22 protein-coding genes and 1 pseudogene are annotated in these 25,863 nt (G+C 44.5%); 17 read left to right on the top strand and 6 right to left on the bottom strand.

Features of this window, described 5'->3' with window-relative positions; translation table 11 throughout:
- Positions 1 to 12 precede the first annotated feature (12 nt).
- The 7 genes and pseudogenes from RDV49_RS00990 to dtd all read left to right on the top strand — a co-directional run bounded on the left by RDV49_RS00990 (position 13) and on the right by dtd (position 6,448).
- Complete coding sequence (locus RDV49_RS00990; RefSeq protein WP_003009881.1) at positions 13 to 483, top strand: DUF3013 family protein; 471 nt, start codon at positions 13 to 15, stop codon at positions 481 to 483.
- Between the two features lie 12 nt (positions 484 to 495).
- Positions 496 to 936 (top strand): annotated as a pseudogene (locus RDV49_RS00985) (NUDIX hydrolase).
- Positions 933 to 1,406, top strand: coding sequence for a GNAT family N-acetyltransferase (locus tag RDV49_RS00980; protein WP_003009888.1), 474 nt, complete (start codon positions 933 to 935; stop codon positions 1,404 to 1,406). The pseudogene RDV49_RS00985 and the gene RDV49_RS00980 overlap by 4 nt, the downstream one beginning before the upstream one ends.
- A gap of 137 nt (positions 1,407 to 1,543) precedes the next feature.
- On the top strand, positions 1,544 to 2,494 hold the full coding sequence (gene prmA / locus RDV49_RS00975) for a 50S ribosomal protein L11 methyltransferase (RefSeq protein ID WP_155106233.1): 951 nt from the start codon (positions 1,544 to 1,546) through the stop codon (positions 2,492 to 2,494).
- A gap of 1 nt (position 2,495) precedes the next feature.
- Positions 2,496 to 3,239, top strand: coding sequence for a 16S rRNA (uracil(1498)-N(3))-methyltransferase (locus RDV49_RS00970; protein ID WP_003009896.1), 744 nt, complete (start codon positions 2,496 to 2,498; stop codon positions 3,237 to 3,239).
- Between the two features lie 162 nt (positions 3,240 to 3,401).
- Positions 3,402 to 5,621, top strand: coding sequence for a RelA/SpoT family protein (locus tag RDV49_RS00965; RefSeq protein WP_003009899.1), 2,220 nt, complete (start codon positions 3,402 to 3,404; stop codon positions 5,619 to 5,621).
- A gap of 383 nt (positions 5,622 to 6,004) precedes the next feature.
- Entirely contained in the window at positions 6,005 to 6,448 is a 444-nt protein-coding gene (gene dtd, locus RDV49_RS00960) for a D-aminoacyl-tRNA deacylase (RefSeq protein ID WP_003009902.1), read from the top strand.
- A 21-nt stretch (positions 6,449 to 6,469) separates the two neighbouring features.
- Here the strand turns inward: dtd and RDV49_RS00955 are convergent, their stop codons facing one another.
- Positions 6,470 to 7,123, bottom strand: a complete 654-nt coding sequence (locus tag RDV49_RS00955; protein ID WP_003009906.1) for a metal-dependent transcriptional regulator — start codon at positions 7,121 to 7,123, stop codon at positions 6,470 to 6,472.
- A gap of 124 nt (positions 7,124 to 7,247) precedes the next feature.
- Here RDV49_RS00955 and RDV49_RS00950 point away from each other — a divergent pair, with 124 nt between their 5' ends.
- Positions 7,248 to 8,273 (top strand): DUF3114 domain-containing protein, encoded by a 1,026-nt coding sequence (locus tag RDV49_RS00950; protein ID WP_003009907.1) that lies wholly within the window; start codon positions 7,248 to 7,250, stop codon positions 8,271 to 8,273.
- A 33-nt stretch (positions 8,274 to 8,306) separates the two neighbouring features.
- Here the strand turns inward: RDV49_RS00950 and tpx are convergent, their stop codons facing one another.
- The 4 genes from tpx to RDV49_RS00930 all read right to left on the bottom strand — a co-directional run bounded on the left by tpx (position 8,307) and on the right by RDV49_RS00930 (position 11,382).
- On the bottom strand, positions 8,307 to 8,801 hold the full coding sequence (tpx, locus tag RDV49_RS00945) for a thiol peroxidase (RefSeq protein WP_003009910.1): 495 nt from the start codon (positions 8,799 to 8,801) through the stop codon (positions 8,307 to 8,309).
- 78 nt (positions 8,802 to 8,879) lie between these two features.
- Complete coding sequence (gene fimA / locus RDV49_RS00940; protein ID WP_003009912.1) at positions 8,880 to 9,809, bottom strand: metal ABC transporter substrate-binding lipoprotein/fibrin-binding adhesin FimA; 930 nt, start codon at positions 9,807 to 9,809, stop codon at positions 8,880 to 8,882.
- Between the two features lie 11 nt (positions 9,810 to 9,820).
- Entirely contained in the window at positions 9,821 to 10,663 is an 843-nt protein-coding gene (locus tag RDV49_RS00935; RefSeq protein ID WP_003009914.1) for a metal ABC transporter permease, read from the bottom strand.
- On the bottom strand, positions 10,660 to 11,382 hold the full coding sequence (locus RDV49_RS00930) for a metal ABC transporter ATP-binding protein (RefSeq protein WP_003009916.1): 723 nt from the start codon (positions 11,380 to 11,382) through the stop codon (positions 10,660 to 10,662). Before RDV49_RS00930 ends, RDV49_RS00935 begins: the two co-directional genes overlap by 4 nt.
- A 148-nt stretch (positions 11,383 to 11,530) precedes the next feature.
- Here RDV49_RS00930 and RDV49_RS00925 point away from each other — a divergent pair, with 148 nt between their 5' ends.
- Positions 11,531 to 13,426 carry a M13 family metallopeptidase gene (locus tag RDV49_RS00925; protein WP_037608265.1) on the top strand — a complete coding sequence of 632 codons (1,896 nt, stop codon included), beginning with the start codon at positions 11,531 to 11,533 and terminating at the stop codon, positions 13,424 to 13,426.
- A gap of 402 nt (positions 13,427 to 13,828) precedes the next feature.
- The gene (locus RDV49_RS00920; protein ID WP_003009920.1) at positions 13,829 to 14,920 is read left to right on the top strand and encodes a glycerol dehydrogenase; all 1,092 of its coding nucleotides are present in this window, start codon (positions 13,829 to 13,831) and stop codon (positions 14,918 to 14,920) included.
- Between the two features lie 315 nt (positions 14,921 to 15,235).
- On the opposite strand, the gene RDV49_RS00915 is transcribed toward RDV49_RS00920, so the two are convergent.
- On the bottom strand, positions 15,236 to 16,558 hold the full coding sequence (locus tag RDV49_RS00915) for a DUF1958 domain-containing protein (protein WP_003009922.1): 1,323 nt from the start codon (positions 16,556 to 16,558) through the stop codon (positions 15,236 to 15,238).
- Between the two features lie 164 nt (positions 16,559 to 16,722).
- Between RDV49_RS00915 and RDV49_RS00910 the strand changes: the two genes are divergently transcribed.
- The 7 genes from RDV49_RS00910 to RDV49_RS00880 all read left to right on the top strand — a co-directional run bounded on the left by RDV49_RS00910 (position 16,723) and on the right by RDV49_RS00880 (position 25,811).
- Entirely contained in the window at positions 16,723 to 18,699 is a 1,977-nt protein-coding gene (locus tag RDV49_RS00910) for a peptide ABC transporter substrate-binding protein (protein ID WP_003009924.1), read from the top strand.
- Between the two features lie 123 nt (positions 18,700 to 18,822).
- Entirely contained in the window at positions 18,823 to 21,324 is a 2,502-nt protein-coding gene (gene leuS / locus RDV49_RS00905; RefSeq protein ID WP_003009925.1) for a leucine--tRNA ligase, read from the top strand.
- A gap of 311 nt (positions 21,325 to 21,635) precedes the next feature.
- Positions 21,636 to 22,085, top strand: coding sequence for a MarR family winged helix-turn-helix transcriptional regulator (locus RDV49_RS00900; RefSeq protein ID WP_003009927.1), 450 nt, complete (start codon positions 21,636 to 21,638; stop codon positions 22,083 to 22,085).
- Between the two features lie 17 nt (positions 22,086 to 22,102).
- Positions 22,103 to 22,957: an SDR family oxidoreductase gene (locus tag RDV49_RS00895; RefSeq protein ID WP_037608466.1), complete on the top strand. Its 855-nt coding sequence runs from the start codon at positions 22,103 to 22,105 to the stop codon at positions 22,955 to 22,957.
- Positions 22,950 to 23,678: an ATP-binding cassette domain-containing protein gene (locus tag RDV49_RS00890; RefSeq protein ID WP_003009931.1), complete on the top strand. Its 729-nt coding sequence runs from the start codon at positions 22,950 to 22,952 to the stop codon at positions 23,676 to 23,678. Before RDV49_RS00895 ends, RDV49_RS00890 begins: the two co-directional genes overlap by 8 nt.
- Positions 23,671 to 25,191: an ABC transporter permease/substrate-binding protein gene (locus RDV49_RS00885; protein WP_003009933.1), complete on the top strand. Its 1,521-nt coding sequence runs from the start codon at positions 23,671 to 23,673 to the stop codon at positions 25,189 to 25,191. The genes RDV49_RS00890 and RDV49_RS00885 overlap by 8 nt, the downstream gene beginning before the upstream one ends.
- Entirely contained in the window at positions 25,188 to 25,811 is a 624-nt protein-coding gene (locus RDV49_RS00880; RefSeq protein WP_003009934.1) for an endonuclease III domain-containing protein, read from the top strand. Before RDV49_RS00885 ends, RDV49_RS00880 begins: the two co-directional genes overlap by 4 nt.
- The last annotated feature ends 52 nt before the right edge of the window (positions 25,812 to 25,863 follow it).

The following is a 25,863-nucleotide window of genomic DNA, read 5'->3' as shown; positions in this document are numbered from 1 at the left end:
AAAGAGGACGCTATGTCTAAATACGGATTTTTGGATGTTTTAGAAGAGGAGATGGACAAGGTTTTTCCTTTTGATTTTGAGATCAATTGGGATAAGAAAAACCATGCGGTAGAAGTGGCTTTTCTCTTGGAAGCACAGAATACGGGAGGGGTTGCCCTGGTTGATGAAGCAGGCGAAGAATCTGATGAGGATATCTTCTTTGAAGAAGCCGTGCTCTTCTACAATCCAGCCAAGTCTCATGTGGAGGAAGATGCCTATTTAACAGCGATTCCTTATGAGCCTAAAAAAGGCTTGTCTCGTGAGTTTCTAGCCTATTTTGCGACTTTCCTTCGAGATACAGCCGAGCTGGCCTTGGATGAGCTCATGGATTTCTTGGCAGACGAAGAAGCAGAGAGCTTTGAGATCGTCTGGAACCAAGAAGTTTTTGAAGAAGGCAAAGTTGGCCTAGAAGAAAGCACCTTTTATCCCTATCCAAGATATTAGGAGAGAAAGCTCATGCTTGAGGATTGCATAGAAGCACGGTTCGGATTTACGGGTTGTAAAATTGCCTTGATTTGTGATGGGCAAATTTTGACCATCTTGCGTGATGATAAAGAGACTATTCCCTGACCTAATCTGTGGGAGTTACCGGGCGGTGGCCGTGAAGAGGATGAGACCCCCTTTGAGTGCGTAGCGCGTGAAGTCTATGAAGAATTAAATATCCAACTGTCGAAAGATGACGTAATCTGGTCTGGGATCTATCCTGGCCTCTTGGATGAGACGAAACAGTTCGTTTTTCTAGTTGGCAATCTAGCCCAAGAAGAGTTTGATCGCATTGACTTTGGAGATGAAGGACAGAGCTATAAGTTAGTGAGCTTTGAAGAGTTTTTAACTTCAGATCGAGTTGTTCCCCAATTGCAAGAACGAGTACGTGATTATGCGGAGGAAAGTTTATGATAACACTTGAGAAAGCAAGAGCAGAAGATTTAGAAACGATTATTACGATTCAAAGAGCCAGTTTTAAGGCGGTCTATGAGAAATACCAAGATGAGTATGATCCTTATCTGGAGGACCGCGAGCGAATCAAATGGAAATTAGTTGAGCGGCCCAATAGCTATTACTACTTTGTAAAAGAAAACGAAGACAAGATTGGTTTTTTGCGAATTCAGACCAATGAAGAGTTAACAAATGCTTGGTTGGGAACAGCGGCGATTTTACCTCCCTATCAAGGAAAAGGGTATGGATCTGAAGGATTGCGCTTGCTAGAAGAGGAATTTTCAACCGTTAGACAATGGGATTTGTGTACGGTGTTACAGGATGCAGGCATGGTCGCGTTCTACGAGAAGAATGGCTACCATCAAACCCATATCGAGCCTGAAAAAGAAGGCATGGATATGGTCTACATGAAAAAATTGATAGAGAAATAGAAAGGATGGTTCGGTTAAATTTCTAAACTGAACCCGCCCTAAACACTGTGCCAAAAAGATAAACTTCTCTTAGACACAAGTGTCTTCAGAGAGTGTCCTATTTTGGCTTTGTGTTTTACGGGCTTGGTATCTTAATGATGGAAACATGGCAAGAGTTAAAAGTTACAGTGAAGCGTGAGGGAGAAGAGCTGGTCTCTAATCTCTTGATCGAGTTAGGCGCCCAAGGGGTTGCGATTGAAGACAGTATGGACTATGTGGGAAATGTCGACCGCTTTGGTGAGATTTTTCCTGAGGTCGAGCAGCAAGAAGAAATCGTGGTGACGGCCTACTACCCGGAAACGGTTGATGTAGCAGCGGTTGAAGCGGATTTGCAGGCTCGCTTAGCAGAATTGACGGATTTTATGGATCTAGGAGAGGTCAAGACGGGCACGACTGCCTTGGCTGAGGAAGACTGGGCAGACAACTGGAAGAAGTACTATGAACCAGCTCGCATTACCCATGACTTGACTATCGTGCCGTCATGGACAGACTATGAAGCGACTGCTGGAGAAAAGATTATCAAGCTGGATCCTGGTATGGCCTTTGGAACAGGAACCCACCCGACAACCAAGATGAGCCTCTTTGCCTTGGAGCAGGTCCTTCGCGGTGGCGAAACAGTGCTGGATGTGGGGACAGGTTCAGGCGTCCTTTCTATTGCTAGCTCACTTCTAGGTTCCAAGGAAATCTTTGCCTATGACCTAGATGATGTAGCGGTTCGTGTGGCTCAGGAAAATATTGAGCTCAATCCTGGTATGGAAAACATCCATGTAGCCCCAGGCGATTTGCTTAAAGGCGTAGAGATTGAGGCGGATGTCATCGTAGCCAATATTTTGGCGGATATCCTTATCCATCTGACAGATGATGCTTATCGCTTGGTCAAGGACGAAGGTTATCTCATCATGAGTGGCATTATCAAGGACAAGTGGGACATGGTGCGTGAGTCGGCTGAGTCAGCTGGATTTTTCCTTGAAACCCACATGATCCAAGGGGAATGGAATGCCTGCGTCTTCAAGAAGACCAAGGATATCTCCGGTGTGATTGGAGGCTAGCATGCAGCAGTATTTTGTAAAAGGTTTGGCTAGCTCACCTGTCACCATAGAGGACAAGGAGACCAGCAAGCACATGTTTCAGGTCATGCGCTTAAAAGAAGATGATGAGGTGACTTTGGTCTTTGATGATGGGATCAAGCGTTTGGCGCGCGTGGTAAATGTAGAAGCCCGTAAGTTGGAGCTAATCGAGGAATTAGCTGACAATGTGGAACTGCCAGTCCAAGTGACCATCGCATCAGGCTTTCCCAAGGGAGACAAGCTCGAGTTCATCACTCAGAAAGTAACGGAACTCGGTGCCAGCCAAATCTGGGCCTTCCCTGCAGACTGGTCCGTTGCTAAGTGGGACGGCAAGAAATTGGGTAAAAAGGTCGAGAAACTAGAAAAAATCGCCCTCGGAGCAGCCGAGCAGAGTAAGCGAAATCTGGTCCCAAGCATTACCCTTTTTGAGAAAAAGGCAGACTTTCTGGCTCAGTTCGACCAGTTTGACCGGATCGTGGTGGCCTATGAAGAGTCAGCTAAAGAAGGCGAGGCGGCCGCTCTGATTCAGTCGCTGACAGGCTTAGAAGCTGGATGTAAACTACTCTTTATCTTTGGACCAGAGGGCGGTTTATCCCCTGCAGAAATTAAAAGTTTTACAGCTAAAGGAGCAGTCCTTGCAGGACTTGGGCCTCGCATACTTCGAGCAGAAACAGCTCCACTCTACGCTCTCAGCGCCGTGAGTGTTGTCACAGAATTAATGAACTAACGAAGTGAAGGAATCGCTTCGTTAGTTTTTTTACAAGAATGATGAAAGCAAGGTGGATCCCAGAATGATCTTCGAGAAGTATCCGTATATTAAAGTAGCTTCATTGGTTCCCATCTGCTTCTAAAAGTGTTAAAATAGTATCCAAGAAACTGGAGAAAATACATGCCGAAAGAAGAGAATTTAACAGGGGACCAAGTCGTTGCCCTTACAAAAAAATATTTATCACCTGAAGATGTTGCTTTTGTGCAAAAGGCTTTGGTCTATGCGGTTGATTGCCATAATGGGCAATTCCGTCAGTCTGGCGAGCCTTATATCATCCACCCAATTCAAGTAGCAGGGATCCTTGCCAAGCTGAAACTGGATGCTGTGACGGTCGCCTGCGGCTTTTTGCATGATGTCGTGGAAGATACGGATGCGACTTTAGATGATTTAGAGCGCGAATTTGGTCATGATGTGCGCGTGATTGTCGATGGGGTGACCAAGCTCGGGAAGGTCAAGTACAAGTCCCATGAAGAGCAGTTGGCGGAAAACCATCGCAAGATGCTCATGGCCATGTCTCAAGATATTCGTGTCATTTTGGTCAAATTGGCAGACCGCTTGCATAATATGCGTACCCTCAAGCATTTGCGCAAGGATAAGCAAGAGCGCATTTCGCGTGAGACCATGGAGATCTATGCGCCACTCGCCCACCGTCTCGGGATTTCCAGCGTCAAATGGGAACTGGAGGATTTGTCTTTCCGTTATTTGAATGAGACAGAATTCTACAAGATTTCTCATATGATGAAGGAAAAACGTCGCGAGCGAGAAGAGTTGGTCGAAGAGGTTGTCCACAAGATCGAGACCTATGCTGGGGAACGCCATCTGCATGGGAAAATTTATGGTCGACCAAAGCATATCTATTCGATCTATCGCAAAATGCAGGATAAGAAGAAACGCTTCGATGAAATCTATGACTTGATTGCCATCCGCTGCATCCTGGACACTCCAAGTGATGTTTATGCCATGCTGGGCTATATCCATGAGCTCTGGAAGCCAATGCCGGGTCGATTTAAGGACTATATTGCCAACAGGAAGGCCAATGGCTATCAGTCCATCCATACGACTGTATACGGCCCTAAAGGACCGATTGAGTTCCAGATCCGAACCAAGGAAATGCATGAGGTTGCTGAGTACGGGGTTGCGGCTCACTGGGCCTATAAAAAAGGAATCAAGGGTCAAGTCAACAGCAAGGAATCGGCTATTGGGATGAACTGGATTAAGGAGATGATGGAACTCCAAGACCAGTCAGGCGATGCTAAAGAATTTGTTGAAAATGTAAAAGAAGACATCTTGGCAGAAGAGATTTACGTCTTCACACCAGATGGAACCGTGCGCTCGCTTCCGAAAGATTCTGGACCGATCGATTTTGCTTATGAAATCCACACCAAGGTTGGGGAAAAAGCGATTGGTGCCAAGGTCAACGGCCGGATGGTGCCCCTCAATACCAAACTTCGGACGGGAGACCAGGTGGAGATTATCACCAACGCCAACTCCTTTGGTCCGAGCCGTGACTGGCTGACACTTGTTAAAACTAGCAAGGCGCGCAACAAGATTCGTCAGTTCTTTAAAAATCAAGACAAGGAATTGTCGATTAACCGTGGTCGGGACCTCTTGATGGCCCAATTCCACGAGCATGACTTGGTAGCCAATAAGTTCATGAACAAAAAGCACATGGACAAAGTGCTACAAAAATCAAGCTATAAGACAGAAGAAGCCTTGTTTGCGGCGATTGGTTTTGGAGAGATTGGGGCTATTACCATCTTTAACCGCTTGACGGAGGATGAACGCCGGGAAGAAGAGCGGGCTAAGGCACGCGCAGAAGCAGAAGAGCTAGTCAAAGGTGGCGAGGTCAAGGTTGAAAATAAAAAAGACACCCTGAAGGTCCGTCACGAAGGTGGCGTGGTTATCCAAGGTGCTTCTGGACTCTTGATTCGGATTGCTAAGTGTTGTAATCCAGTTCCAGGTGATGAAATCGTCGGCTACATCACCAAAGGACGCGGTGTTGCCATTCACCGTCAGGACTGTATGAACCTCCGAGCTCAAGACAACTACGAGCAACGCTTGATCGATGTAGAATGGGAAGATAACAATACGACCAAGGACTACATTGCTCACATCGATATTTACGGTCTCAACCGTGCCGGACTTCTGAACGATGTACTCCAAGTCCTCTCCAATACAGCTAAGATGGTCTCAACCGTCAATGCCCAACCAACCAAAGATATGAAATTTGCCAATATCCACATTTCCTTTGGGATTCCAAACTTGTCTATGTTGACAACGGTTGTGGATAAGATTAAGAGTGTGCCGGAGGTGTACTCTGTTAAGCGTACCAACGGCTAGTTTTCTACGAAAATCGACTTCATACTGCGTTAGTTTCGACTGGCCTAACTACAGTTATGCCTGCGTCTCACTGCCTTGTCTGATGTCGATTTTCTTTGAAGAAGCTAGGATGTGCTCAGAACTCTTTTATTGCTTCGTTAGCTCGCCTCGCCGTACTTCAGTACTGTCTTTGTCTCGCTGTCTCGCACTAAAAGCAACTGAACAGCCTTTACTTTTCAGATAGTATGCCTGCGTCTCACCGCCTTGTTTGATGTCGATTTTCTTTGAAGAAGCTAGGATATGTTCAGAACTCTTTTATTGCTTGGTTAGCTCGTCGTCTGTGGTTGACGTTCTTTCAAGGGTAGCAGTGAATGCTCAATAGATTTATAAAATAGGATAATAAAATGAAATTAGTAATTCAACGGGTCAAGAGTGCCTCGGTTTCCATTGATGGTCAAGTCTACAATGCGATCCAGCAAGGCTTGCTGCTCCTAGTAGGTGTCGGTCCAGATGACGATCAGAAAGATTTAGATTATGCGGTCCGCAAGGTATCGCAGATGCGTATTTTCTCAGATGAGGAAGATAAGATGAATCTTTCGGTCAAAGATATTCAAGGAGAAATCTTGTCGATCTCTCAATTTACCCTCTTTGCGGAGACAAAAAAAGGCAACCGTCCTGCTTTTATAGGGGCTGCCAAGCCAGATATGGCCAGTCAGTTATATGATGCCTTTAATGATCAATTAGAAAAAGAAGTCCCTGTCAAACGAGGGATCTTTGGAGCCGATATGGCGATTGAATTGATCAATGATGGTCCAGTGACGATTTTGCTAGATACAAAACATCCATAAGTAAGAAAACATGCAGTCGGGTTAGACTGCATGTTTTTCGATATAGAGTTGTTGGGCGATCACTTGGTTGATAGAAATTTCTTGTCCATGGATAACGAAGTGATAGAGGCCTGTGTAGTCATCGTACCGTTGAAACACGATGGTATCACCAATTTGGAGATGGATCTGGTCTAAAAATTTTAACAATTCATAGGTGTCATAGACCCTTTGCAGAATATACAGACCAGGCTCAGTCGTTTCACTGAGACGGTCTTGGTAGGCTTCGACAAGCCTTTCACCTTTCTTTGGAATTGTCCCACCATGAGGGCAGGTCTTAGGATTTCCAAGCATGTGATCCAGCCGGTCGATGAAATGTTCAGAAACGGTATGCTCGAGAACTTCTGCCTCTTCATGGACTTCTTCAGTTGTGTAGCCAAGATTTTTCAGCAGAAATACTTCGATCAAGCGGTGCTTGCGGTAGAGATCAGAGACCAATTGCGAGCCCAGATCTGTTAGTAGATAGCCATGGGTCTTATCTTTCACTAGGAGACCCTCAGAGACCATCCGCTTAATCATTTCGGTCACAGCGGGTGGAGAGACCTGCATGCGACTAGCGATTTCCTTATTACTGATTTTTTCTACTTCTGTGCCAATTTCATAAATGCACTTGAGGTAATCTTCTTTGTTTGGTGTCATGCTTTCCTCTTTTCTTCGCTCACTTCTAGTATATCAAAAAAATCCTCAAAAACGCTAGTGGAGTAATGAGAATTGTCTCAAGTTCCAAAAGATGGTAGTATAGTAGCATAGAAAGGACGGCATCATGAACAGACGGGAATTAGCGAGACTAGGCTGGAGAGAAAATAGTTTAGCCTATCTAGAGAAGCACTTGCAGGGATACAAAGATCCACAAGCCTACCAAGAACAATACCAGTCTATCTTTTTCTTTGCCAGTCCTCTGTTTCAAAACATGTGGTTTCAAGAGATCAAAGATCTAACGGAGACTGCTGCCCAAGACTTACTGAGGGGCGTCATGAAAATTCTCCTAATGCCGAGTGACTTGTCTGGAACTTGTGAAGAAACAGCCTTTCTTCTGAGTAGGATGGCTCCAGATTGTCCGCCAGGATCCGACTTTTGGACGGCATTTTCACGCGTCGTGCAGGTCGCCTTTGAAAGGGATCCCTTAGCGGATCAGTCGGGAGATCAACTTTTGAAACGCCAGGTTCACCAGTTGCGTTATCTACTTTCAAGTTACCAGGCGCAATGGATTCGGATACATAATGCGAGAGCTGGACAGACTGACGAAGAGGCCTTACAAGCTTACCTACAGGAGGCTAGAGCGGTCACGGTGGATGCTTATGCGGCTGCTCGTCTTCACAATAAGGTCTCCCTAAGGCCAGATGGTCACCTTCATTATCCATCAGGGGCCTCCCAACAAGTTAATTTCAAGGTCTTGTTAAATTTCCATACGGAGTATATTCTCGATCAAGCTGGGCATTTCCTCAATGAAGTTGATCCAGTAGAAGTTTCTGAAAATGGCATTGTCAATGGTGCCAGTTTTAACTATGGCTTGGCTAGGGGCAGGACCCATAAGGACTTAGATATTGACCCCGTCAAAGCGTGGGATCCAGCCTTTCGCAAGCAGGTCCTCTATCAGCAAGGAGTTCGCTATCTAGCTCCGAAGAATGACCGAGGAGAGCAAGGTTATTGGAGTCGAAAAGGAGTTTTTGCACAAGGAGGCAAGAGCTATAAGCAACAAGTAGCACAGCGCGTGCGAAGCTTCCTACAAGGCATCCCTCGCTTACGTTGGCGAGTCCTCCTCCAGAATGGGCTCCATCGGATTTTATAGCAATGAAAAAGAGGTCGCAGACCTCTTTTTCGTTTACCCAAGTGCTTTGACGGCTTCGATTGCAGCGTCGTAATTGGGTTCGCTGTTGATGTTGTCTAAGTATTCAACGTAAGTAACCTTGTTATTCGCATCTAAGACCAAGACAGCACGCGCAAGCAAGTGCCATTCATTGATCAAGAGGCCATAAGCCTTCCCGAAGGAATGGTCGAAGTAGTCTGAGAGCATGATGGCATTGTCGAGCCCTTCAGCAGCACACCATTTGCCTTGAGCGAAAGGAAGGTCGACAGAGATGGTCAAGACCACAGTGTCTTCCATGTCAGAGAGGGCCTTGTTGAAGTGACGTGTTTGCATCGAACAGATCCCTGTGTCGATGGATGGGATGATGCTGAGGACTTTTTTCTTGCCAGCAAAATCAGCTAAAGATTTCTTCTCCAGAGCTGGAGTGATCAATGAAAAATCATGAGCCATTTCCCCAACTTGAAGTTGAGATCCGGTAAAGGTAACAGGGTTTCCTAAAAATGTTGCCATAAAAAGACTCCTTTTTTGTTTTTATTGTACCGCAATACCGGAGGAGGGGCCACTGATTTGTTTGGAAATCTGAAGGGGCTACTGACTCAAACCTTCTGCGATCTTGTCTAAGTTCCACTTCATCATGCTGTAATAGCTATCGCCCTTTTCTCCTTCTTTGGCGATGGAATCAGTGAAGATTTTTGCATAGATTGGGATGTCGGTATCTTTAGACACAGTTTTCATAGGACGTTCATCGACACTGGATTCAACAAAGAGGGCCGGCACCTTGGTTTGACGGAGCTTTTCTACCAGCGTTTTGATTTGGTCAGGTGTGCCTTCTTCTTCCGTATTGATTTCCCAGATATAGGCAGATGGGACGCCATAGGCTTTGGAGAAGTATTTGAAGCAGCCTTCGCTGGTTACGATCATCTTCTTGTCTGCCGGGATGTTATTGAATGCTTGCTTGGCTTTTTGGTCGAGCTTACTGAGTTTTTCAGTATAAGCAGCTAGATTCTTTTCGTAGAAGTCCTTGTTTTTCGGATCTTTGGCGATCAATTGTTTGGCAATGTTTTTAGCGTAGAGGATCCCATTTTCGAGATTGAGCCAAGCGTGTGGGTCTTCTTTTCCAGCTTGGTTTTGGCCTTCTAGGTAGATGACGTCGACTCCCTCGCTCACTGCGAAATAGTCCTTGTTTTCTATTTTATTGGCATTTTTGACCAATTTAGTGAACCAAGCATTGCCACCGGTTTCGAGATTGATCCCGTTGTAGAAGATCAGGTCTGCTTGTGAAGTTTTTTTGACATCTTCTGGGAGCGGTTCGTATTCGTGGGGATCTTTGCCGACGGGAACGATACTGTGGAGCTCGATCTTATCCCCAGCAATATTTTTGGTCATATCTGCAAGGATCGAATTGGTGGTGACCACTTTCAATTTACCAGAAGCTCCAGAAGAAGAACCCTTGCTACAGGCTAGAAGACCGAATAAGAGCGCCACAAAGAGGGCGAGGACAGAAGCGATTTTTTTCATGTGTTTCTCCTTTAATGAGATGAAAGAGCGTGCTTGTTCTTTCTCTGCTTAGGAGCGATAAAAAAGCTGATGAGAAAGAAGACGGCAGAAGTGAGGACAATACAAGACCCAACGGCGATGTTCAAACTATAGCCAATAAAGAGTCCCAGAACGGATGCAAGAGCGCCTAGGCTAGAGGACAAGAGCATCATGGACCAGAGGCTATTGGCATAGAGATAGGCTGTCGCAGCAGGTGTGATGAGCATGGCGACGATCAGAATGGTCCCGACACTTTGCATAGCAGTGACAGAAACCAAAGTCAAGAGCACCATGAGGAGGTAGTGATAGATCTTGACCCGAACGCCCATGGATTGAGCCAGAACGGGATCAAAAGAAGTGAGCAGCAAGGGACGAAAGAGCAGGACAATTACCAGCAAGACCGCCACCCCAACACCGATGGTCATCCACATATCCTGGTCTTGCACGGCCAAGATATTCCCAAAGAGGATGTGGAAGAGGTCGGTGGAACTTTTGGCGACTCCAATCAGAATGACTCCTAAGGCAAGGAAAGAAGAAAAGGTAATCCCTATCGCTGTGTCGCTCTTAATGATGGAGTTACTCTTGATATAGGTGATAAGGATGGAAGCTAGAAGCCCAAAGACAATGGCGCCAATAAAGAAATTGATGCCAAGGATAAAGGACAGGGCCACCCCTGGAAGGACTGCGTGCGAGATAGCATCTCCCATGAGAGACATGCCTCGCAAAATAATGAAGCATCCGACAGCTCCAGCGACAATACCGATGGCAATGGCTGTGATCAGGGCATTCTGTAAGAAGTGGAATTGTTGTAATCCATCGATAAATTCTGTAATCATCCGACGCCACCTCCTATAAAGAGTTCATGCCCGTAGGCTGCATGCAGATTCTCCTTGGTAAAGGTTTCCTCTGTTTTTCCAAAAGCAATCAGCTTACGATGGAGAAGGAGGACCTGGTCGAAGTAAGCAGGGACCTTGCTGAGATCGTGATGGACGATCAGAATGGTCTTGCCTTCTTGTTTCAAGGTCTGAAGGGTCTGCATGATAATGTCTTCGCTGACGGAGTCAATCCCTGCGAAGGGCTCATCCAAAAAGATGACCTCTGCTTCTTGGACCAAGCAGCGGGCGATTAGCACCCGTTGGAATTGCCCTCCCGAAAGCTGGCCGATCTGGCGATCTGCTAGATCAAGAAGATTGACAAGTTTCAAGGCATTTTCCACTTTTTGGAGATCTTCTTTACTTTTTCGCTTGAAGATAGAAAGATGGGGATAGAGACCCAGTGAGACACACTCCCGCACCGTGATGGGGAAGTGGAAATCAATAGCGGATTTCTGTTCGACGTAGGCCACTCGTTGAAGAGCTTGGCCGAGATCTTTTTGATCGAGCAGGACCTTTCCCGAATGAGGGAGAAGTCCTAGCATGGCCTTGATCAGGGTTGATTTTCCAGCTCCGTTGGGTCCAAGAATGCCTAGGATGGTTGGACCCTGGATGGTGAGGGAAAGATCCTCCAAGGCCAGTGTTTGCTGGTAAGCAACACTTAGATGTTCAATTTGAATCATGATTTTGCTCCTTTACTATTAATATACATAAATAAAAAAATTAAGTCAAGTTAATTTTTAAAATGATTTAGATTAACTTACTTGTAATCATTGAAAAAAGTTCCTATTTTTGATAAGGTTATTAGAAAAGAATGAAAGCGAGAAGATCATGGTACGTTTACAAGATGATTTTTATGATTACGTCAATGGGGAATGGGCTGAGACAGCTGTGATTCCTGATGACAAACCGTCAACTGGTGGTTTTATGGACTTGATCCAAGACATCGAAAACTTGATGTTGGATATCACTGGAAAATGGCAACGGGGAGAAGAGCTGCCTGAAGATAGCATTCTGCAAAACTTTGTCAAATACCATAAAATGGTGGCAGATTTTGATGCGCGAGAAGCAGCTGGTGTGGCACCAGTCATGCCCTTGATCAATGAAATTAAGGCTCTGTCTTCTTTTGAAGACTATACCAGCAAGTTGGGGACCTATGAACTAGCTGGCAAACCAAATCTCATGCCATTTAGCGTGTCACCAGACTTTATGAATGCCCAAATGAATGTCTTGTGGGGAGAGTCTCTTGCTCTCATCTTGCCAGATACAACCTATTATGAAGAAGGCAACGAAAAAGGCCCAGAATTACTGGCTATCTGGCGCCAAATGATGGAAAAACTCTTACCTAAATTTGAATTCTCAGAGGAAGAAATCAAGGATATCCTGGATAAGGTCATTGCGGCGGATGCAGAATTGGCCAAATATGTTTTGTCAAATGAAGAAAGATCAGAGTACAACAAACTCTATCATCCTTATGAGTGGGCAGATTTCAAGGCCTTGGTCCCAGAATTGCCACTCGATGCCTTCTTTACTGAAGTGATCGGACAAACACCAGATAAAATCATCGTGCCAGAAGAGCGTTTCTGGAAGGAATTCGCACCAAAATACTACTCGGCAGCCAACTGGGAAACCATTCATGCCAAATTGAAACTTGGTGCAGCTTTAGATTGGACGTCTTTCTTGACGGAAGAAATCCGTGTCTTGTCTGGTGAATATGGACGGATCATCACGGGGATTCCAGAACCTCGTCCAAAAGAAAAAGCCGCTCTGGCCTTGGCAGAAGGACCTTATAGCCAAGCACTTGGACTCTGGTATGCGGGAGAAAAATTCTCACCAGAAGCAAAAGCAGACGTAGAGCATAAAGTAGCGACCATGATTGACGTCTATAAGGAGCGCTTAGAAAAAGCAGACTGGCTCGCTCCTGAAACTCGTGAAAAAGCCATTGTCAAACTCAATGTCATCACACCACATATCGGCTACCCTGAAAAATTACCAGAAACATACGCCAAAAAGATCATCGACGAAAGCAAGACCTTGGTTGAAAATGCTCAAGCCCTTTACGAAATTTCCATTGCCCATACTTGGAGCAAGTGGAACCAACCGGTTGATCGAAGCGAATGGCACATGCCAGCCCATCTGGTCAATGCCTACTATGATCCGCAACAAAACCAAATCGTCTTCCCAGCAGCGATTTTACAAGCACCTTTCTATGACCTTCACCAATCATCATCAGCCAACTACGGCGGAATCGGTGCAGTCATTGCCCATGAAATCTCCCACGCCTTTGACACCAATGGTGCTTCCTTTGATGAGCACGGTAGCTTGAAAGACTGGTGGAAGCCAGAAGATTACGAAGCCTTTACCGCTCGGACTCAAAAAGTCATCGATCAGTTTGAAGGACAAGACTCTTACGGTGCCAAGATTAACGGGAAATTGACCGTTTCTGAAAACGTGGCAGACCTCGGAGGAATCGCTGCAGCCCTTGAAGCGGCTAAGAAAGAGGAGGATTTCTCAGCAGAAGAATTCTTCACCAACTTTGCCCGCATCTGGCGCATGAAAGCCCGGACAGAGTACATGCAACTTCTCGCAAGTGTCGATGTCCACGCACCAGGAAAACTCCGTACCAATGTTCAGTTACCAAACTTTGATGAATTCTTTGAAACCTTTGATGTCAAAGAAGGTGACGGCATGTGGCGCGCACCAGAAGACCGTGTGATCATTTGGTAAATCAAGATACTAAGCCCGTAAAAAAAGCGAGAAGAAAATAGGAGATTGACCATGTGGGCCATGCCCACCAGGCAATCTCTCTTTTTCTCGACGCTTTTAGGGCGAGTTCAATTTCGCAATACTAGTTTTGTTGATCAAAGGAAGTAGTCTCAACTTCAGTTAAGCGATTGATTTTCTTGATTGCTCGTGAAAAAAATAAAAATCCCCAGAGTTAAGTTTCAACCTACTGAAACTAGCTTTGGGGATTTTTGATAATAAGATACATCAAATAAAAATGAAACGCTTCCAATGACTGCGTGAACAGATAAATTTAATTGAGTGGTGCCTTGTATAATTCTTTGAATTTCATAGAAATAAATGCTACTATAGGTGTGAACTAAATAAATTTTAAAGGAGCAGACTATGAGAAATTTTGCAAGTCCGTCACGTTACATTCAAGGTGAGAATGCCTTATTTGAAAATGCACAATCTATTTCAGAATTAGGGAATCACCCTGTTTTGCTATGTGATTCAGTGGTCTATGATATCGTAGGGAAGCGTTTTGAAGAATACCTTGGTCAAAATGGGCTCACGGTTTTGCCAGTCTTCTTCAATGGAGAAGCTTCTGACAACGAAATCAATCGTGTGGTTAGTCTGGCAGAAGAAAATGGCTGTGATTTGGTCATTGGACTTGGTGGAGGAAAGACCATCGATAGTGCAAAAGCTATTGCTGATCTTCTAAAATCACCAGTTGTGATTGCTCCGACCATCGCCTCTACAGATGCTCCCGTTTCCGCCTTGTCGGTTATCTATACGGATGAGGGTGCCTTTGAGCGCTATATCTTCTATTCTAAGAACCCAGAATTGGTCTTGGTGGATAGCAAAGTGATCTCTCAAGCACCAAAACGTTTGCTCGCCTCTGGTATCGCAGATGGATTAGCGACTTGGGTAGAAGCGCGTGCGGTGATGCAAGCGAATGGAAAAACCATGTTGGGTCAACAACAAACCTTAGCGGGTGTCGCCATTGCACAACGTTGTGAAGAAACCTTATTTGCAGACGGTCTTCAAGCCATGGCTGCTTGTGAAGCCAAAGTTGTAACACCTGCTCTTGAAAACATTATTGAAGCTAATACCCTTCTCAGTGGTATTGGATTTGAAAGTGGGGGATTAGCTGCTGCCCATGCCATCCATAATGGCTTTACAGCCCTTACTGGGGACATCCACCATTTAACTCACGGTGAAAAAGTAGCCTACGGAACGCTCGTTCAATTGTTCTTGGAAAACCGTCCGAAGGAAGAATTGAATAAATACATTCGTTTCTATCAACAAATCGGTATGCCAACCACTCTGAAAGAAATGCATCTTGAAACTGCAAGTTATGAAGATCTTCTCAAAGTTGGTCAACAAGCCACCATCGAAGGAGAAACCATCCATCAAATGCCATTTGAAGTGAAGGCTTCTGATATTGCCCAAGCCATCGTAGCAGTAGATGCCTACGTTCAAGGTTTAGACTAAATCAATATCTGTCATTCACAGATAATGTAGACAAACTGATTTTTTACATCAAACAAACTAATGGATGCCTAAAAAATTAAAATTAGATACTTTTTAAGGCTCATTAAAAAATACTTAGGAACTTTCCGCCGTGAGAAAAGTGCCTGAAAACAATTGTTTCAGGCACTCGGGAGTTTTGAGACCTTAGGCTCAAAACTAAGTCATGGAACTTCTTCGAAGTTCGCTGACGTCCGTACTCACCTAAGGAAAGTTTCTAAGATGGCTTTGTCGACAAACCAAGAACTCCCATACCTTATGGTAATGGGAGTTCTTTTTCTATTTTCTTCTTTTTGGATCGGTTTGTTTAAAGATCAGGTATAAAATTCCGGCAGGCAGGAAGCAGAAGAGCCACATGACATCGAGTCCCTTGCTTTTACTGCTAGAGGTCGTTGCTTTAGACTCACTTACAGCCACTCCCGCTTTAATGCTTGGAGATACCTGTTGCAAGCCGTTCTGAACGACTAGGCGGTTGTCTTCCAGTTTAAGGGCTGGCTTCGTCCCCTTCTTAACGGTCGCATAGAAGTCTTGCTTCAAGTGAATGGTCTTCCCGTCGATGGTATGATCGCCTGCAGAAAGGATTTTTTTATACTGGTAGTCTGCGAACATTTTCTCAGCCAAGGTATTTCCGATCTGATTGCGGTAGCTTTCGGCGATCTCGACATCGTAGTTTCCAACCCCCAAAATCACTTCGATAATCCGCTGTTTCCCCCGCTTGGTTGTCGCGGTGTAGTTGTAGTCAGCAGTCGGGCTGGATCCGGTCTTGAGGCCATCCGTTCCTTTAAGGGCGAATTTTCCACCTTCGAGGGAAGTGTTGTAGTTATCGTAGCTTTGCTCGTAGGGGGTTCCTTCCATGATCGTAGTATGAGCTTGCTTGGTGTATTCCAACATTTCTGGCAGGTCGTTTACGATGTGATAAGCCAGAATAGACATGTCCCGCGCTGTGATTTCGTTATTCGCATTGACATCGTAGCGCTGAGGATTGTAGTAGCCCTGAAGGACCGAAATCATCGCCCCATTTGGATTGTGCCATTTGGTATGACTCATCCCCATTTCTTGTGCGTACTGATTCATTAAGTCCAAAAACTTATCGGGATCATTGTCAGTGACGGCGTTGGCGAGCATAATCACGGCCGCACTGGAAGAAGGAACAAAGAGCATCTTGATCAATTCCGATACCTTGTAGTCTACACCAGCTACAATAGGTGAGTTACTTAACAGATTGTTTTCCGAGATGGCTTGGTCTGCCTCTGTTGCTGTGACCACGGTATCATATTTGATCTTGCCTTCTTTGAGGGCCCGAAAGACTACATAGGCACTCATGAGTTTGGCCATGCTTCCTGAGTCCCGGACCGTGTCGATATTATCTCCGTACAATATAGCTCCAGTATTGGCGTCGATGACGATGTCAGCCTTAGGTTTGTAAAAATCGTCCAATACCAGTCCAGCATCAGCTGCGATTTTCATGACATCTTCTTGCTGGTAGATGTCGTCCGCAAAGGCAGTGGAAATAGGGCCTAATGCCAAGACTCCTACAAGGAGGGACAAGAGGCTGTGTTTTAGTCGTTTGTGTAAATGTCTCCCATTATTCATAAGTTCCATTATATCATACAGGCCAGGGATTCAACTTGAAAAAATTTTAGAAAAAGTAGAAATTGAAAAAATAAAGAAAAAATAGAATAATTTCGCAGTAAAAGCGTTTACATTTCCCTAGAAAGTGCTATAATTTAAATTGAGTATAACATTTTTACAATGAGGTGATTTATATGAACAAAGGGAAGGTACTCTTAGCTACCAGCGCTCTGCTTTTATCAGCTGGTGTACTGGCAGCCTGCTCAGGAGGGAAATCTGGAAGTTCCGGCGATCAGACTTTTAGCTATGTCTATACCCAGGATCCGGATACACTGGATTACTCGATTTCCAATAAAAAATCGACTTCCGAGTTTACAGGAAATGCGATAGATGGCTTGTTGGAAGTGGACAAGTACGGGAACTTGATCCCATCGCTTGCTAAAGACTGGACTGTTTCCAAGGATGGCTTGACCTATACTTATAAACTCCGCAAAGGGGTCAAATGGATGACTGCTGAAGGGGAAGAATATGGAGAAGTCAAGGCCAAAGACTTTGTCACAGGTCTCAAACACGCGGCAGATAAGAAATCACAAGCGATTTACTTGGTCCAAAAATCTGTCAAAGGTTTGGATGATTATGTTTCAGGGAAGACATCTGATTTCTCAACTGTTGGTGTGAAAGCTATTGACGATTACACCGTTCAATATACCTTGAGCCAACCAGAAAGTTTCTGGAATTCCAAGACTACGATGGGGATCTTGATGCCGGTCAATGAAGAATTCCTGAAATCTAAAGGAGATGACTATGGTCAAGGAACTTCTCCATCTAGTATCCTCTACTGCGGTCCTTATTTGATCAAATCTATCACTTCTAAATCTTCTGCGATATTGGAAAAGAACCCAACATACTGGGATGCGGATAATGTTAAGATCAGTAAAGTCAAGCTGACCTATTATGATGGACAAGACTCAGAATCCTTGATTCGTGGGTTTGATAACGGCGACTATACAGTTGCCCGTGTTTTCCCAAATGGTTCTAACTATAAGAGTGTAGAGAAGAAGCATAAGGACGACATTGTCTATACTGACCAAGGTTCCTCTACCTACAATCTTTCCTTCAACATTGACCGTCAGGCTTATGAAATCACAAAGAAGACCACGGATGCTCAAAAGACTTCAACTAAGAAAGCCATCTTAAATAAAGACTTCCGTCAAGCCATTATGTTTGCCTTCAACCGCAAGGCTTATGTAGCGCAAACTAACGGGGAAGCGGGTGCCAATAAGGTGATCCGTAATACCTTTACGCCACCAAACTTTGTCCAAATCGATGGCAAACAATTTGGTGATGCAGTAGAAAAAGACTTAGAAGCTTATGGGGATGAATGGAAAGGGGTCTCTGTCGCAGATGGAAAAGACACCCTCTACAATCCAACCAAGGCCAAAGAAGAGTTTGCCAAAGCCAAGGCAGATTTGCAGGCTCAAGGAGTTGAATTCCCAATTCATTTGGACCTTCCAACTTCTTCAACTTATACAGAAGGGATCAAACAAGCTCAATCCTTTAAACAGTCAGTTGAATCTACACTAGGAGCAGAAAATATTGTCATCGACCTGAATATGGTTTCTGAGGATGATCTGCAACGGGTGACTTACTTTGCTGAAAATGCTTCGCAACAAGACTGGGATTTGAACAATAACTTGGGTTGGGGACCAGACTATACGGACCCATCTTCTTACATCGATATCACTAGTGGTAAATCCGGCGAAAACGCCAATTCTTACTTTGGATTCGATGCTGGTACGGATAATGCAGCCGCAAAAGCAGCTGGTTTTGATGAATATGATCAATTGATCGAAGATGCGCACAATGAAACCAAAGATGTGAACAAGCGTTACGAAAAATACGCTGCCGCTCAAGCTTGGTTGACCGATAGTGCCCTCTTGATTCCGATCCATTCAGATGGAGCTTCTCCAGTCGTTCGTAAGACTGTACCATACTCTGCAGCCTTTGCTTGGACAGGCCACAAGGGTCAAACCTTCAACTATAAATATTTGGAAGTTCAAGACAAGGTTGTATCGGCTAAAGACTACGACAAAGCGCGTGATCAATGGAAGAAAGAAAAAGAAAAATCCAATAAAAAAGCGCAAGAAGAACTTGAAAAGCATGTGAAATAGACTTTTCTTGAAGAAAACAGGAAAGACAGGTCCCGTATGGGACCTGTCTTTTTCTTTGTCTGAACCTTTAAAAATCGCCTAAAAATGGTATAATAGGAGCATCACGAAAATTGGAGAGACGCTATGAGTTTTTACAATCATAAAGAAATCGAGCCTAAGTGGCAAAAATACTGGGCTGACCATCACACCTTTAAGACAGGAACAGATGCTTCAAAACCTAAGTTTTATGCATTGGACATGTTCCCTTATCCATCTGGAGCGGGTCTTCACGTAGGACACCCAGAAGGCTACACAGCAACAGATATCCTTAGCCGTTTCAAACGTGCCCAAGGTTACAATGTCCTTCACCCAATGGGATGGGATGCCTTTGGTTTGCCTGCAGAGCAATATGCTATGGATACAGGGAATGACCCAGCGGAATTCACAGCAGAAAACATTGCTAACTTCAAACGCCAAATCAATGCGCTTGGCTTCTCTTACGACTGGGATCGTGAAGTCAATACGACAGATCCGAACTACTACAAGTGGACGCAATGGATTTTCACCAAGCTTTACGAAAAAGGCTTAGCTTATGAAGCGGAAGTACCAGTAAACTGGGTGGAAGAATTGGGTACAGCTATCGCCAACGAAGAAGTTCTTCCAGATGGAACATCTGAGCGTGGGGGCTATCCAGTTGTCCGCAAACCAATGCGCCAATGGATGCTCAAAATCACTGCCTATGCGGAACGCTTGCTCAATGACTTGGATGACCTGGATTGGCCAGAGTCTATCAAGGACATGCAACGCAACTGGATTGGGAAATCAACTGGTGCTAACGTAACTTTCAAGGTGAAAGGAACAGACAAGGAATTCACCGTCTTTACAACACGTCCAGATACCCTTTTTGGTGCGACCTTCACTGTTTTGGCTCCTGAGCATGAACTGGTAGATGCCATCACAACACCTGAACAAGCTGAGGCTGTAGCGGACTACAAACACCAAGCCAGCCTCAAGTCAGACTTAGCTCGTACAGACCTTGCCAAGGAAAAAACAGGGGTTTGGACTGGAGCTTATGCGATCAACCCTGTCAATGGCAAAGAAATTCCTATCTGGATTGCAGACTATGTTCTGTCTAGCTATGGTACAGGTGCTGTTATGGCCGTACCTGCCCACGACCAACGTGACTGGGAATTTGCTAAACAATTTGACCTTCCAATTGTAGAAGTACTTGAAGGTGGGAACGTTGAAGAGGCTGCTTACACAGAAGATGGCCTTCACGTCAACTCTGACTTCTTGAACGGTCTCAACAAAGAAGAAGCGATTGCTAAAATCGTGTCTTGGCTAGAAGAAAAAGGCTTTGGTCAAGAAAAGGTTACCTATCGTCTCCGCGACTGGCTCTTTAGCCGTCAACGTTACTGGGGTGAACCAATCCCAATCATTCATTGGGAAGATGGGACTTCGACAGCTGTTCCAGAAAGTGAACTCCCACTTGTCTTGCCAGTAACCAAGGATATCCGCCCTTCAGGTACTGGTGAAAGCCCATTGGCTAACTTGACAGACTGGCTGGAAGTGACTCGTGAGGATGGCGTCAAAGGTCGTCGTGAAACCAATACCATGCCACAATGGGCAGGTTCAAGCTGGTACTACCTCCGCTATATCGATCCACACAACACTGAGAAATTGGCTGACGAGGATCTCCTCAAACAATGGTTGCCAGTCGATATCTACGTAGGTGGGGCAGAACACGCCGTACTCCACTTGCTTTACGCACGTTTCTGGCACAAATTCCTCTATGATATCGGTGTTGTTCCAACCAAAGAGCCATTCCAAAAACTCTTTAACCAAGGTATGATTTTGGGAACTAGCTACCGTGACCACCGTGGCGCACTTGTGGCGACTGATAAGGTTGAAAAACGTGACGGTTCCTTCTTCCATGTGGAAACAGGAGAAGAATTGGAGCAAGCACCAGCTAAGATGTCTAAATCCCTCAAGAACGTTGTCAATCCAGACGATGTGGTGGAACAATACGGTGCTGATACTCTTCGTGTCTATGAAATGTTCATGGGACCACTCGATGCTTCCATCGCTTGGTCTGAAGAAGGATTGGAAGGAAGCCGTAAATTCCTTGATCGTGTTTACCGTTTGATTACAAGTAAAGAAATTGTTGCGGATAACAATGGTGCTCTTGACAAGGTCTATAACGAAACTGTTAAGGCTGTCACTGAGCAAATCGAGTCTATGAAATTCAACACAGCCATTGCCCAGCTCATGGTCTTTGTCAACGCGGCCAACAAGGAAGACAAACTCTATGTGGACTACGCCAAAGGCTTTATCCAATTGATCGCTCCATTTGCGCCTCACTTGGCAGAAGAACTCTGGCAAACAGTCGCAGCAACAGGCGAATCTATCTCTTACGTAGCTTGGCCAACATGGGACGAAAGCAAATTGATTGAAGACGAAATCGAAATCGTCGTTCAAATCAAAGGAAAAGTCCGTGCTAAACTCATGGTCGCAAAAGACCTATCACGCGAAGAATTGCAAGAAGTTGCTCTCTCTGACGAAAAAGTCAAGGCAGAGATTGATGGCAAAGAAATCGTGAAAGTGATTAGTGTCCCTAATAAACTCGTTAATATCGTTGTGAAATAAAAAATAAATCCTTCAGAGTTCAGCTCTGGAGGATTTTTGTGAAAAGGCAAAGAGTCGGTTTGAAAATAGTTGTTGGTTGGATGCGTGATATCAAAAAAGCTTCGGTAGGAAGAAATCTACCGAAGCTTTTTAACAAATTTCATTCTGCATTACAGTGAACATATGTAAAACTCAGTGTTGTTTTACAAGGAGTTTAAATGTTTCTCTTCTTCCAAGGAAAATGTTATTTCTATATCGAAATAGTTGACAGATGTAACAGGCAGTGGTACAATGACTTTGATATTTCGATATAGAAATAAAAAGGAGACAAAATGGACAAGATGCAAGGGGGATACCAAGCTTTACAGATACGCTTATTGAACGGGCGACTTTTTCAAAAACTCTTGAGCAAGGAACCAGATGCCCAATACCGAAGTGAACAGGGGAAAATTTTAACGATTTTGTGGAAGCAAGAGTTGGGGTGCGCTACTGCGACCGATATCGCTCTTGCGACGGGTCTAGCTAATAATACATTAACCAGTATGGTTAAGAAATTGGAAGAACAAGGTTTGGTTACGATTCAACCTTGCACGCAGGATAAAAGGAAAAAATATATTTCTTTGACAGACCTTGGTTGGGCGCAAAAAGAAATCGGTGACCGTGTCAGCAAAGAACTTGGAGAGATTTTTTACCAAGGCTTTTCGGATCAAGAAATCCGAGAATTTGAAGCCTATCAAGAGCGTATTATTGACAATCTAAAAGCTAAAGAGAATGAACTGTAGTAGAGGGGAAAATGCTTATGATTGGAATAACAGGTGTAACAGGGAAATTAGGTTCTTATGTGGCGAATCTTGTCGATAAGAAGGGAATTGCTTCAGTCCATCTAGCACGAAGCCCAGAGCGTGCAAAAATCTACGCGTCTGCGGAAATTCGTAAAATAGTGTATGCCAATACACCAGAGGTGGTTGAGGCCTTAAAGGGGATCGATGTCTTGTTGATGGTTTCTGCTCGGGAAAATCCAGAGCGTGTTGAGGAACACACGAGTTTTTTAAATGCCGCAAAGCTAGCAGGAGTAGAGCATATCGTCTATACCTCCTTTTATGGGGCAGATGAGAAGGCAACTTTCACCTTGTCTCGAGATCATGCCCAGACGGAAGCCTATATCAAGGAGTTAGGGTTCACCTACACTTTTTTGAGAGATAATTTTTACTTGGACTTCCTGATTGATATGGCGCTTGAAAATGGAGAGATTCGCGGTCCGGCCGGCAGTGGTCTTGTGTCAGCTGTTGCCCGTAAGGATACATCTAGGGTTGCAGCAGAGATTCTTTTACATGCTAAGAAATGGGAAAATCAAACCTTGAATCTAACAGGACCAGAGGAACTTTCCATGGAAGAGATCGTAGCGCTTCTCTCAGAAGAGACCGGTAAGACCATCGCGTATGTGGATGAATCAGTAGAAGAAGCCTATGAGTCACGGAAAAAATGGCCAGCACAAACTTGGGAGTATGATGCCTGGGTCAGTACCTATACAGCGATTAAAGCTGGAGAACAAGCTGGAGTTTCAGCAGATGTCGAAAAAGTCCTAGGGCATCCAGCAAGTAGCTTATTGGATATTCTTAGAGACAGAAAACTTATTGAGGAAAAATATGATTGAATACAAACATGTAGCCTTGCGCTACACGGAAAAGGACATTTTGAAAGATGTCAATCTCCGCATTGAAAATGGAGAATTCATGGTGCTAGTGGGTCCTTCAGGATCTGGTAAGACCACCATGATCAAGATGATTAACCGTCTTTTGGAGCCGACAGATGGCAATATCTATATGGATGGGAAACGTATCAAGGACTATGATGAACGGGAGTTACGTCTCAGTACCGGCTATGTCCTTCAAGCCATTGCCTTATTTCCTAACTTGACCGTTGCTGAAAATATAGCATTGATTCCTGAGATGAAGGGCTGGACTAAAGAACAAATCACTTCTAAGACAGAAGAACTCTTGGATAAGGTGGGGCTCCCTGCTGCAGAGTATGCAAATCGCATGCCTAGTGAATTATCTGGTGGGGAGCAACAGCGGATTGGCATTGTGCGCGCTATCATTGGAGAACCAAAAATTCTATTGATGGACGAACCTTTTTCAGCCTTGGATGCCATCTCTCGCAAGCAGTTGCAAGAATTGACCAAGGCATTACATAAAGAATTCGGCATGACGACCATCTTCGTAACCCATGATACGGATGAGGCCTTAAAATTAGGGGATCAAATTGCAGTGTTGCAGGATGGAGAAATCCGCCAGGTGGCAGACCCTGAAACAATTTTACAAGCGCCTGCGACAGACTTTGTCGCAGATTTGTTTGGAGGTGCTCACCATGTCTAAACTACTTACAACTTTTCAAGATCGTTTTGGGGAATGGTTAACAGCCCTTGGGCAACACTTGCAATTGTCTCTTTTGACCTTATTGGTTGCTATTTTTCTGACCATCCCACTTGCGGTTTATCTAAATAGTCACAAAAAAGTGGCGAATTGGGTGCTACAAGTTGCGGGTATCTTCCAGACCATTCCCTCAATGGCTTTGTTGGGGCTCTTTATTCCTTTCATGGGGATTGGAACCTTACCGGCCCTTACAGCTCTAGTCATTTATGCTATTTTCCCGATTTTGGAAAATACAATCACAGCCTTGAACGGCATTGATCCTAGTCTTGAGGAGGCAGGGATTGCTTTTGGAATGACCAAGTGGGAGCGACTCAAGAAGTTTGAAATTCCACTGGCCATGCCTGTTATTGTATCAGGGGTTCGTACAGCAACCGTTATGATCATTGGGACAGCGACTTTAGCCGCTCTTGTTGGAGCTGGTGGATTGGGCTCCTTTATCCTTTTGGGGATTGATCGTCGAAATGCTAGTCTCATTTTAATCGGCGCAATCTCATCAGCCATTTTGGCCATTCTATTTAATGTTATTCTCAAATGGTTGGAAAAGGCCAAGTTGCGTACGATTGTTGCGGCCTTTGCGGTGATGCTCCTTGGTTTGGGAGCGAGTTATGCTCCAAGCATGATTCCTCAGAAAGAAAAAGAAAACCTAGTCATAGCTGGGAAATTGGGGCCTGAGCCTGAAATTCTCATGAATATGTACAAACTTCTCATTGAGGAAAATAGTGACATGACGGTGACCGTTAAGCCTAACTTTGGGAAGACAGATTTCCTTTATCAAGCGCTTAAAAAGGGTGATATCGATATCTATCCAGAATTTACAGGGACCATTACAAGCTCTCTCTTGCAACCAGCTCCTAAAGTCAGCAACGACTCCAAAGAAGTTTTCAAGGTTGCGCGTGATGGTATAAAGAAACAAGATAATCTAGCTTTACTCAAACCGATGGCTTATCAAAACACCTATGCGATTGCTGTTCCGAAAAGTATTGCGAAAGAGTATAATCTGAAGACGATTTCTGATCTCAAGAAAGTTCAGGACAAGCTCAAAGCTGGTTTCACGTTGGAATTTAACGACCGTGAGGACGGAAACAAAGGACTTCAATCAGTTTATGGACTAAATCTTAATGTGGCTACCATGGAGCCGGCACTTCGCTATGAGGCAATCCAACAAGGCAATATTCAAATAACAGATGCCTATTCAACAGACCCAGAAATTGCTCAATATAATTTAGTTGTTCTAGAGGATGACCAACACCTCTTCCCACCTTATCAAGGAGCACCCCTCATGAAAGAAGCTCTTCTTAAGAAACATCCAGAATTGGAAGGCATTCTGAACAAGTTGGCTGGCAAAATCACAGAGAGCCAAATGAGTCAGATGAACTACCAAGTGGGAGTAGAAGGAAAACCTGCTGCTAAAGTCGCACGTGAGTTTTTGGTAAAACAAGGACTATTGAAGAAATGATTAAGCAAGAAGAAATACAAGAAACTCTTTTGCGACTCTGCAAGCACTATGGAGAACAAAATTGGTGGCAATCGGATAACAAGATTGAAGATTTGGTATCGACCATTCTGATCCAGCGAACAACAGAGAAGAATGCTAAGTTGGCTTTAGCTGGTCTAATGGATGTCATGACAGTAGAGGGTATCCTGGCTTTACCGCTAGAAGAGTTACAGGAACGTATTCGACCTGCCGGATTTTTCAAGCAAAAGTCACAAACGATTAGGGGACTTCTGACCTGGTTAAGAGAAGTTGGTGGTTTTGAGTTTCTTGCCAGAATTGGAACAGAAGATTTACGGAAGCTACTGTTGGAGTTAAAAGGGATTGGACCAGAGACTGCAGATGCACTTTTACTTTATCTTTTTGATCGTCCCGTTTTTATTTCGGATGAATATGCGAGAAGACTTTTTCGACGCTTAGGATTTGGAAACTTTGATACCTATAATGACATGCATGCTGTTTACGGTAACGTCTTGGAAGGCCTCACTCTCAAACAATGCCAAGAGATTCATGCTGTCATTGATGAACATGGGAAAGCTTTTGGCAAAAGTAAAGGCCAGTTAGACGAAAGTTGGTTACGATAAAAAGAGCCTAGGACAGTAGTCCTTTGACTCCACAAAAGAAACTGATTTTGTA

The sequence above is a fragment of the Streptococcus parasanguinis genome, assembly GCF_031582885.1.
In the GTDB taxonomy this organism is placed as follows: domain Bacteria; phylum Bacillota; class Bacilli; order Lactobacillales; family Streptococcaceae; genus Streptococcus; species Streptococcus parasanguinis_M.
Note: the sequence above shows the minus strand (reverse complement) of the source record. Positions and strands in the feature narration are given on the sequence as shown.